We start from the raw sequence: 10,129 nt of genomic DNA, 5'->3' as shown, positions 1-10,129 counted from the left end.
AAGACGAACAGGATGCCGGTCAGCACGCCGACCTTGGCGAAGCCGCCGAACAGGCTCACCTGACCGAGCAGGCCGAAGTCGGGGGTGGCAAGGGGGTTGCCGGGCCACGTGGGCGTGGTCAGGCCCCAGGACGGGACATCGGCGAGCGCGTTGATGATCACGGCGAGCACGGTCATCGCCACGATCGAGATCAGGATCGCGCCGGACACCTTCCGCACGATCAGCGCCAGCGTGAGCAGCACACCGAGCGCGAAGACCAGCACCGGCCAGCCGTTGAGGTGACCGGTGGCACCGAGCTGGAGCGGGACGGTGGTCTGGGCGGCGTCCGGGATACGGGCGACGAAACCGGCGTCCACGAGACCGATCAGCATGATGAACAGGCCGATACCGATCGCGATGGCCTTGCGCAGGCCGTAGGGCACCGCGTTCATCACGCGCTCGCGCAGACCGGTGGCGACCAGCAGCATCACCACGAAACCGGCCAGCACCACCATGCCCATGGCGTCCGGCCACGACATCCGCGGAGCGAGCTGGAGGGCGACGACCGAGTTCACTCCGAGGCCGGCGGCCAACGCGATCGGCACGTTGCCGACGACCCCCATCAGCAGGGTGGTGAACGCCGCGGTGAGCGCCGTGGCGGTGACCAGCTGACCGTTGTCGAGCTGGTTGCCGTACATGTCCTTGGCGCTGCCGAGGATGATCGGGTTCAGCACGATGATGTAGGCCATCGCGAAGAAGGTCGCGAAACCGCCACGGACCTCACGGGAGAGCGTGCTGCCGCGTTCCGAGATCTTGAAGTAGCGGTCGAGGGCGCCGTACGCGGGCGCGCCGCCCGGCTGCTCGGGCGCGGGAGCCTTGGGGGAGGCCGAGGTGGGCATCTGTACTTTCCTACGAGCAGAACCGGTCAAAGGCAAACGGTTTCAGTATGAACATATGAGGGTCGAAGTGGCCATCTCCGCGCGTAGACCCGTGCGTCGCCGCCGGCCGGCTCCTCCGCCCCCGCGCCGCCCGGCCCCGCGCGAGGGCCTCGTAAGCTGTCCCCATGGCGAAGTGGACCCCCAAGCACGAGGCGCCGGAGCCCCTGGAGGGCCCCGTGGTCGGCACCATCATCGGCGGCACGATCGTCTGGTTCGCCCTCTTCCTCGTCCAGCTGCCCTTCTACGGCTGGTTCGACGAGCACGGCCACACCTGGTGGTTGTGGACCTGCCTGGCCGGCGGCGCTCTGGGCTTCATCGGCATCTGGTACGTGCGCCGACGCGACGCGGCCATCAAGCGGGCGTCGGCCCCCGAGGCGGCGGGGGCCGATCACTCCCCGGCGGACTGAGGCACCGGCGCCGGCGGTCGTCGCGGCGGCCACCTCGTGCCAGGCTGAAATGGCATGGCCGAACGTCGCGGCGACGCGGACCGCCGTGGCCGAAACCGGTAAGGAGCACAGCCATGGCGCAGCAGAACGACACCGCCGAGGCCGACCGGGCTCTGAAGGCCAAGCACCGGGCGATCTGGGCCTCGGGCGACTACCCCTCCGTCGCCGCCGAGCTCATTCCGGAGCTGGGAGCGCTGCTCGTCGAGGCGTGCGGGGTGGGGCCCGGGGACCGTGTGCTGGACGTGGGCGCCGGCACCGGCAACGCCGCGATCCCGGCGGCCCTGGCCGGTGCGGACGTGGTGGCCGGCGATCTGACACCCGAGCTGCTGGAGACCGGACGCCGGACGGCCGCCGAAAGCGGCGTCGACCTGCGGTGGCGGGAGGCCGACGCCGAGGCGCTTCCGTTCGCGGACGCCGACTTCGACACGGTGCTGTCCTGCGTCGGCGTCATGTTCGCCCCGCACCACCAGGCCGCCGCCGACGAACTGGTCCGGGTCTGCCGGCCGGGCGGCACCATCGGCCTGCTGAGCTGGACACCCGAGGGCTTCCTGGGACGGATGCTGACCACGCTGAAGCCGTACGCGCCGCCGCCTCCGCCCGGCGCGCAGCCGGCCCCACTGTGGGGAGACCCGGATCATGTGCGGGCCCTTCTCGGGGACCGGGTGACGGACGTGACCGCCGACCGCCGGACGGTCGTGGTCGACCGCTTCCAGACGCCCGAGGACTTCCGGGACTACTTCAAGGAGCGCTACGGCCCCGTGATCGCCGTCTACCGCGCCAACGCCGACGACCCGGAACGCGTCGCCTCCCTCGACCGCGACCTGGTGGAGCTCGCCCGGCGGCACGACCGGGCGGCGGGCAGCGGACCCACCGTCATGGAGTGGGAGTACCTGCTGTTCACCGCGCGCCGGGCGGACCCGGCCACCTAGAGCACCGCCCACGGACCGGCCGCCGCGCCGTACAACCGCCGTACGACCACGGCACCATCACGGTCCTCCCCAGGTCGGAACTTCCGCGCACTCAGCAGGTGAAGCCGTAGTTCCGCACGTACCGTCGAATGCATGACGCACATCGACGCGGGCGCCGGTCTCGACCCCGTGCACCCCTTGCGCGTGCCCGCCCGCACGACCGGGCTGACCGCCGCCGAGGTCGCCGAGCGGGTCGCGCGGGGACAGGTCAACGACGTGCCGGTGCGCAGCAGCCGTTCGATGGCCGACATCGTCCGCGCCAACGTCTTCACCCGGTTCAACGCCATCATCGGCGTGCTCTGGGCGATCATGCTGGTCGTCGCGCCGATCCAGGACAGCCTGTTCGGCTTCGTCATCCTCGCCAACACCGGCATCGGCATCCTCCAGGAGTGGCGCGCGAAGAAGACCCTGGACTCCCTGGCCCTGATCGGCGAGGTGCGGCCGACCGTACGGCGGGACGGGGTCGCCGCCGAGCTCGGCACGGCGGAGATCGTGCTGGACGACCTGATCGAGATCGGGCCGGGCGACAAGGTCGTGGTCGACGGGGCGTGCGTCGAGGCCGACGGGCTGGAGATCGACGAGTCGCTGCTCACCGGCGAGGCCGACCCCGTCGTCAAGCAGCCGGGGGACGAGGTCATGTCCGGCAGCTTCGTGGTCGCCGGGGTCGGGGCGTTCCAGGCGACCAAGGTGGGGCGGGAGGCGTACGCCGCCCAGCTCGCCGAGGAGGCGTCCCGGTTCACCCTCGTCCAGTCCGAGCTGCGTTCGGGCATCTCCACGATCCTCAAGTACGTGACGTGGATGATGGTGCCGACCGCCATCGGCCTGATCATCAGCCAGCTGGTGGTGAAGGAGACCGACTTCAAGGACTCCGTCGCCCGCACCGTCGGCGGCATCGTCCCCATGGTCCCCGAGGGCCTGGTGCTGCTCACCTCCGTCGCCTTCGCGATCGGCGTGATCCGGCTAGGCCGCAAGCAATGCCTGGTCCAGGAGCTGCCCGCGATCGAGGGTCTCGCCCGCGTCGACACCGTCTGCCTCGACAAGACCGGCACCCTCACCGAGGGCGGCATGGACGTCACCGAACTGCGCACCCTGGACGGCAACGACGAGGCGTACGTACGGCAGGTGCTCGGCGCCCTCGGCGAGTCCGACCCGCGCCCCAACTCCTCCCTCCGGGCGATCATCGACGCCTACCCCGACAGCGTGGACTGGCGCTGCGTCGAGGCGCTGCCCTTCTCCTCCGCCCGCAAGTACAGCGGCGCCGCCTTCAGCGAGGGCAACGGCGAGTCCAGTACGTGGCTCCTCGGCGCCCCCGACGTCCTGCTCGGCGAGGGCGACGCCGTCCTCGCCGAGACCGACCGGCTGAACGAGCAGGGCCTGCGGGTGCTGCTGCTGGCCCGCGTCTCGGGCGAGCTGGACTCCCCCGAGATCACCCGGGCCACGAAGCCCGCCGCCCTCGTCGTCCTCGAACAGCGGCTGCGCCCCGACGCCGCCGACACCCTGCGGTACTTCGCCGACCAGGACGTCGCCGCCAAGGTCATCTCCGGCGACAACGCGGTGTCGGTCGGGGCGGTCGCCGGCAAGCTGGGGCTGACCGGTGCGACGGTGGACGCGCGCCGGCTGCCCGCCGACCGGGACAAAATGGCCCGGACCCTGGACGAGGGCACGGTGTTCGGGCGGGTCACCCCGCAGCAGAAGCGGGACATGGTCGGGGCGCTCCAGTCCCGCGGGCACACGGTCGCGATGACCGGCGACGGCGTGAACGACGTGCTCGCCCTGAAGGACGCCGACATCGGGGTCGCGATGGGCTCGGGCTCGGAGGCGACGCGGGCGGTGGCGCAGATCGTGCTGCTGAACAACAGCTTCGCCACGTTGCCGTCGGTGGTGGCGGAGGGCCGCCGCGTCATCGGCAACATCACCCGTGTGGCGACCCTGTTCCTGGTCAAGACGGTGTACTCGGTGCTGCTGGCCATCCTGGTGGTGTGCTGGCAGGTCGAGTATCCGTTCCTGCCGCGCCATCTCACGCTGCTCTCCACGCTGACGATCGGCGTCCCGGCCTTCTTCCTCGCCCTGGCGCCCAACAAGGAACGGGCGAAGCCGAACTTCGTGCGGCGGGTGATGCGTTACGCGATCCCGGGCGGGGTGCTGGCCGCGGTGGCGACGTTCGCGACGTATCTGATCGCCCAGCGGTACTACACGGGGCCGGGGGCGCTGGCCGCGGAGACGAGTGCGGCGACACTGACGCTGTTCCTGATCGCCATGTGGGTCCTCGCTATCATCGCCCGGCCGTACACGTGGTGGCGCGTCGCGCTGGTGGCGACGATGGGCGCTCTGTTCGTGGTGGTGCTGGTGGTGCCCTGGTTGCAGGACTTCTTCGCGCTGAAGCTGGTGGGGATGACCGTGCCGTGGATAGCGGTGGGGATGGCCGCGGGTGCGGCGGTCGCCCTGGAGGTTCTGTGGAGGTGGGTCGACCGCCGCTTCCCCGCTCAGCGCTACTGGACGTCGACGTAGTCGCCGGTCGCGTTGACCGCCGGGACCGGCGTCTTGCCCTTGAACGTGAAGCGGTGGTAGCCGTCCGCCGATGCCGTGACCGTCGTCCTCAGCTCGCCCTTGCCGTTGGTCTTGACGCCCTTGACGTCGGAGTACGTCATGACGTCCTTCTTGCGGTACTGCAGGGCCACCGACTGGTTCACGTAGCCGACGTACGTGCCGGTCTCCCAGTTGGCGATGCTGAGCTTGCCCGTGATGGTGAGGGGCTTGCCCTTCTTCACCGGCTCGGGGGTGGCGTTGACCGTGAGGGTGGAGGCACGCTGCACGAGCGTGGTTCCGAGGCCCTCCTGGTCGGCGTAGCCGACCTTGGTGATGTCGAACTCCTCGCCCTCCGGGTCCTGGCCGTTGTACGCGATCGCGGCGGCCGCGCCCTTCCAGGTGCCCGCGTCCGAGTTGAGCAGGTCCTCGCGCGGGTAGAAGTCGATCTTGCCGGTGCAGGTGGCGGTCGTCGCGGTGTCGACCGCGCAGGTGGCGGGCTTGACGCCGGCGAGGACGGCGCTGCTCGGGGCGGTGAGCGAGCCGCGGTGGAGGAGCGGGCCGGTGACGAAGTCGGCGGCCTCGACGTTGATGCCCGCCGCGTGGGTCAGCTTGTAGGTGACCGTGGTGGAGTAGTGCGTCCCCGAGCCCAGCTTGACCGCCTTGGCGATCTTGAAGTCCGAGAAGGTGACGTCCATGTCGTACGGCTGACCGGGTGCCCGTTCACCCTTGTGCGCGGCCTGGCTGATCTTCGCGAACGCCCCGCGGTGGTCGGCGGCGTCGCTCCCGGCGGCGTGCACGGCCGGTACGGCGAGGGCGGAGAGGGCCAGGGCGCCGGTGACGGTGACGGTGACGGTGGCGACAGTGGCACGTGTGCGCATGCGTTCCCCAGTTGGTCGCGAGTGATCTCGGAGCCTGTCGGCTCCATTGATCAGATAGGCGAGTGAGGGGAACGGTTGCTCCCGTGGGGGAAGTTGGGAGATTCCGTGGACCACCGGTTCACACGAACGAGAGCCCGGCCCCGGATGGCTTCCGGGGCCGGGCATGGAACGTCGGCTACTTCACGTCGACGTAGTCACCCGCGACGCTGACCGCCGAGGTGCTCGCGATGCCCGAGTAGTTGAAGCGCCAGTAGCCGTCGTAGGACGCCTTGTAGGTGGTCTTCAGCGCGCCGCCGGTGGCGGCCGTGATGCCCTTCACGTTCGCGTACGACGTGGGGCCGGACTTGCGGAACTGGAGCGCCACCTTCTGGCCGCTGAAGCCGACGTACTTACGGGTCGCCCAGTCGGCACGGGTCAGCTTGCCGGTGACGGTGAGGGTGGCGCCCTTCTTCACGGGCTCCGGCCCGGCGTTGACCGTGAGCACGGAGGCGCGCTGGACCTTGTGGGTCTTGTAGAAGTCGGTGTAGAAAACCTCATCGTCGTTGGCGAGGACACCGACGGCGACGTTCCAGGTGCCGGCGAGGATGTTGGCGTACAGGTCCCCGACGCCGTCGCCGCTCGCGCCGGGCGTGGCGGTGATGGTGAGCATGCAGGTCGACGTCGTGGCGCTGCTGGCCGTGCAGGAGGCGGCAGTCTCGTTCGGCGGGAGCCAGCCGTCGATGTCGTACTCGGGGTCGGAGCCGTGCCACAGGTCCAGGTAGGCGTCCGCGATGCCGCTCGGGTGGCTGGCCTTCACGTACACCTTGATCGTCTTGGCGCCGGTGCCGACGACCACGTTGGCGGCGGAGTTCACCGTGACCGCGGTGACGGTCGGCACCGCCTGCACGCCGGTGCGGGACGTCGACTTGGCGGAGGGCGCGCCGAAGCGCTCGGCGACGCTCGGCCGGTCCAGCTCGGCGCGGTGCGAATCGGCCTGCGCGAGCGGCGCGGCCAGGGCGGACAGGGCCAGGGCGCCGGTGACGGCGGCCACAGTGGCTCGTATGCGCATGTGTTCCCCATGGAGGAGAGGGGCCTCGCTGCCCTTCGTTCCAGGCGGCCCGTGAGCGCGGCGAGGCCAAAGTGATGGTGGAGTCAGTTGACTCACGCGATCAGACCCGCCATGGGGGCGAATGGTTGTACGACCCGTGAGGGAAATGCGCGTCGATCTTCACAGGTCGGCGTCCCTCAGTCGAACCAGCGGTCCCGTGCCAGTTCCTCCGTGCGGGACGGGTCCTCCAGGAGGGCCGCCACCTCGAAGCGGCGGGGCCACTGACCCGCCGCCCAGGCGAGGCCCGCCGCGACGCCCTCCAAAGTCGCCGCGTGCAGGACGCCGTCGGTGGTGACGCGCCAGTCGATCTCCACGCCGTCGACGACGAGTTCCTCGTGCTCGACGTAGGAGGACGGGGTCCGCGGGCCCAGGAGGACCCGGACCGGGTCGGGTACGGCGTGCTCCGTGCCCAGCGAGTCGACCTCGCCGGTGACGGACTCGCTCAGCCGCCGCACCTGGAACAGCTCCGCCAGCTCGGCCGCCCGCGCCGGCGGTACCGGCAGCAGGGGCACGCCCTCGGTGAAGGGCAGCAGATCGGGCGAGTCGACGACCACCGCGCCGGTCGCGTCCACGACCTCGACCCGCCCGTCGACGACGGCGCGCAGGTCGTCGGGCAGGGTCACCTGCTCGGGGTCCAGCTCGGCCAGCGCCCCGTAGAGGGCGTGCAGTTGGGCCCCGGTGACCGGACGCTCGGGGTCGGCGAGCCGGTCCAGCAGCTCGGCACCGCCGCCCGGTTCGTCCAGGAGCGCCGCCACCGAGGTGCGCACGCCCAGCGCCCGGAGCACCTGCTCGTCGTCGAAGCCGGTCGCGTCGGCCTCGTCGTACAGACCCCGCAGCAGCGGGTCGCCGCCGGAGGCGAGGAGACCCGCCGGACGGCGCCCGTCGAGCACCGGGTGCCCCCGCAGCCACCAGGCCGTGTACGGCCGTACGACTTCATGGGTGCCGTCGGGCAGCAGGATCCGCACCGGCTGGGTCAGCGCGTCCCGCAGCGGCGGCTGCGCGAGCAGCGCCAGGGCCTGCGGCCACTTGTCGTCGTCCACGAGGTCCAGGTCCCGCACCGCGACCAGCTCGGTGGCGACCGGCGGCACCGGGGAGTCGGGGAAGCGGTCGAGGATGTCCTCGCACCAGACGTCCACCGCGTCCAGCAGCCCGGGGTCGTCCGGCTCGGCGTACTCCCCTTCGCGCGGCTCCAGTTCGTCCGGGTCGAGGACGACGTCCGTGCTCCGTACCAGGGTGAAGTTGACCAGCACCCCGCACGCGGCCAGCGGCTGCTCACCGAAGCGCTCGGCGAAGTCCGCCTCCACGAAGGCGAGTTCACCCTCGCGCATGACCTGCGCGAAAGGGCTGCCGGGGAAGACCAGCTCACCGGCCGGCGCGGGCTCCCCCTCCTCGTCGGGGAGGGCGAGGGCGCCGAGCCACGGCTCGTCCCCCGGTTCGAGACCGGCGTCGCGGACCAGCGAGAGGACGGTCTCCGCCAGTTCCTCGGCGTCCGGCGCGTCCTCCTCCCAGGACAGCGCACCCTCGTCGTCCAGGGAGGCCGCGACGGCGGCGCGCACCTGCGGGGTGGTGAGGACGGCGCGAGGCGTCGCGGGCAGCGCGCCGAGCTTCTCCAGGAGCGGATGCGCGGCGTCCGGGTGGGCGACCTTGAGGCCGAGCCGGGTGAGGGTCTCGGGTTCGACGCTCACGGCGTCCGGGGAGGGCAGCAGCACCTGCCGGGGCCCGATGGTGGTCCGGCCGTCGGCGAGCGGCACGGGCAGGCCGGTGAGCCGGTCGGGGTCGACGCCCGCGAGGCTGTCGTACAGCCGCCGCCACCAGCCGGGCTCCTTCTCCAGCCCGGCCAGCCGGTCGACGGCGTCGGTCAGCCGGACCCGGGCGACGCCCAGCGTCCGCAGCTCCACCCGGCGTTCCAGACCGGCGGGCAGCAGGGTGGGCAGTACCTCGGCGAGCACGCGCACGGTGTCGGCGCCGGCGCCCTCGACGACCTCGGCGTCGCGCGGCCGGAGCGACTCGGGCAGGTCCTCGTCGGGCTCCTCAGGGGCCGGGGACAGCGCCGGGGGCAGGAACGACGTGCGCGGCAGCCGCTCCAGGATGGCCTGCCGCAGCGCCCCGTCCAGCTCACCCTTGCCCAGCGGTCCGGGCACGAGGTCGATGATCCCCTCGGTCACCGGCCGCCAGTCGGCGAGCAGTTCGGCGTACACGTCGGCGGCCTTCTCGACCAGGAAGGCGGTCAGCGGCCCGGGGGCGGCGTGCCGCCGGGTGGTGTCCAGGGGGAACGACGCGATGAGCAGCGCGGGCACACCGAGGGGCTCGTCGCTGGGGGTGGGGGCGTGCACGACGGGGCTGGTGCGCGGGCGTGCGGGGGTGCCGTCGTCGTCCACGGGAACGGCCCAGGTGACCGACCAGTGCGGGCGCAGCCGCTCCTCGACCGGCCGGTCGGCGAGCAGTTCGGGCGTGAGCGGGCCGTGGGCGGCGGCCGTACGCCACCGGCGGGCGCCGTCCCGCGAGTCCTCGACGACGGTCAGGGCACCCTCGGACCGGCGGCGCAGGGTGCGGGGCGCGTCGGCGCCGATCTCGACGACGACCTCCTCGAGCCCCGGCAGGGAGAGCAGCAGGGAATCGTCGACGGCGTGCAGGAGGCGCTCGGCGAGACCGGCGGCCGCCGTGTCGCGCAGGGGGAGGATGACGACCGTGTCGTAGGGGTCGGGGGCGGTGCCCTCGGCGGCGAACGGCAGCCGCAGCAGGGGTACGTGACCGTCCCGGCGGCGGATCTCGTCGCCCAGGCCGGGGCTGTGCCGGGCCGTCTCGGCGGCGAGGTCGCGGGCCTCGGCGAGGGACCAGCGGACACCGCCGTGCCGGCCGACGACGGCGGGCTCGTCGGTGACGGCGAGGACGGCCGCGAAGCCGACGCCGAACCGGCCGGTCGAGGGGGTGTCCCGCTTGGCGGACGCCCGCAGGGTGGCCAGCGACTCGACGCCTGCCGCGTCCAGCGGGGCGCCGGTGTTGGCGGCGACGAGGACGCCGTCGCGCAGCGTGAGACGCAGCCGGCCCGGCACTCCGGCGCGGGCGGCCGCGTCGGCGGCGTTCTGCGCCAGCTCCACGACGAGCCGGTCCCGGTAGCCGCCGAGGACGAGGTCCTCCTCGGCGTTGGCGTCCTCCCGGAAACGGGCCGGGCTGGTGGCCCACGCGTCCAGCACCCCGCGCCGCAGCCGGGCGGTCCCGAACGGGTCGGCGCCCTCGGCCGCCGGCCGCACGAACTTGCTCACGTTGACTCTCCTCATCGCCGTGAGGAGAAGGTATCGCGCCCGAC

General features: G+C 72.1%; 7 protein-coding genes. 3 read left to right on the top strand and 4 right to left on the bottom strand.

Features of this window, described 5'->3' with window-relative positions; genetic code table 11:
* Positions 1 to 878, bottom strand: an 878-nt coding sequence (locus AB0O67_RS19880; protein WP_365451767.1) for an NCS2 family permease, incomplete at its 3' end; no start/stop codon positions are given.
* Positions 879 to 1,042: 164 nt separating this feature from the next.
* On the opposite strand from AB0O67_RS19880, the gene AB0O67_RS19875 reads away from it, so the two are divergent.
* The 3 genes from AB0O67_RS19875 to AB0O67_RS19865 all read left to right on the top strand — a co-directional run bounded on the left by AB0O67_RS19875 (position 1,043) and on the right by AB0O67_RS19865 (position 4,839).
* The gene (locus tag AB0O67_RS19875; protein ID WP_365451765.1) at positions 1,043 to 1,324 is read left to right on the top strand and encodes a DUF2530 domain-containing protein; all 282 of its coding nucleotides are present in this window, start codon (positions 1,043 to 1,045) and stop codon (positions 1,322 to 1,324) included.
* A gap of 113 nt (positions 1,325 to 1,437) precedes the next feature.
* Positions 1,438 to 2,292, top strand: a complete 855-nt coding sequence (locus tag AB0O67_RS19870) for a class I SAM-dependent methyltransferase (RefSeq protein WP_365451763.1) — start codon at positions 1,438 to 1,440, stop codon at positions 2,290 to 2,292.
* A 132-nt stretch (positions 2,293 to 2,424) separates the two neighbouring features.
* Positions 2,425 to 4,839: an HAD-IC family P-type ATPase gene (locus AB0O67_RS19865; protein ID WP_365451761.1), complete on the top strand. Its 2,415-nt coding sequence runs from the start codon at positions 2,425 to 2,427 to the stop codon at positions 4,837 to 4,839.
* On the opposite strand, the gene AB0O67_RS19860 is transcribed toward AB0O67_RS19865, so the two are convergent.
* The 3 genes from AB0O67_RS19860 to AB0O67_RS19850 form a co-directional block, all read right to left on the bottom strand.
* Positions 4,821 to 5,735, bottom strand: a complete 915-nt coding sequence (locus AB0O67_RS19860; protein WP_365451759.1) for a hypothetical protein — start codon at positions 5,733 to 5,735, stop codon at positions 4,821 to 4,823. The genes AB0O67_RS19865 and AB0O67_RS19860 overlap by 19 nt on opposite strands.
* 175 nt (positions 5,736 to 5,910) lie before the next feature.
* Positions 5,911 to 6,783, bottom strand: a complete 873-nt coding sequence (locus tag AB0O67_RS19855) for a calcium-binding protein (RefSeq protein ID WP_365451757.1) — start codon at positions 6,781 to 6,783, stop codon at positions 5,911 to 5,913.
* A gap of 176 nt (positions 6,784 to 6,959) precedes the next feature.
* Positions 6,960 to 10,085, bottom strand: a complete 3,126-nt coding sequence (locus tag AB0O67_RS19850; RefSeq protein WP_365451755.1) for a molecular chaperone Hsp90 — start codon at positions 10,083 to 10,085, stop codon at positions 6,960 to 6,962.
* Between the last annotated feature and the right edge of the window lie 44 nt (positions 10,086 to 10,129).

The sequence above is a fragment of the Streptomyces sp. NPDC086077 genome, from assembly GCF_040686175.1.
Taxonomy (GTDB): Bacteria; Actinomycetota; Actinomycetes; order Streptomycetales; family Streptomycetaceae; genus Streptomyces.
Note: the sequence above shows the minus strand (reverse complement) of the source record. Positions and strands in the feature narration are given on the sequence as shown.

What these genes read in the sequence shown, in the direction of transcription:
- AB0O67_RS19855 (WP_365451757.1), bottom strand. Translation starts at nt 6,783, where the DNA reads ATGCGCATACGAGCCACTGTGGCCGCCGTCACCGGCGCCCTGGCCCTG.
- AB0O67_RS19870 (WP_365451763.1), top strand. Translation starts at nt 1,438, where the DNA reads ATGGCGCAGCAGAACGACACCGCCGAGGCCGACCGGGCTCTGAAGGCC.
- AB0O67_RS19860 (WP_365451759.1), bottom strand. Translation starts at nt 5,735, where the DNA reads ATGCGCACACGTGCCACTGTCGCCACCGTCACCGTCACCGTCACCGGC.
- AB0O67_RS19875 (WP_365451765.1), top strand. Translation starts at nt 1,043, where the DNA reads ATGGCGAAGTGGACCCCCAAGCACGAGGCGCCGGAGCCCCTGGAGGGC.
- AB0O67_RS19865 (WP_365451761.1), top strand. Translation starts at nt 2,425, where the DNA reads ATGACGCACATCGACGCGGGCGCCGGTCTCGACCCCGTGCACCCCTTG.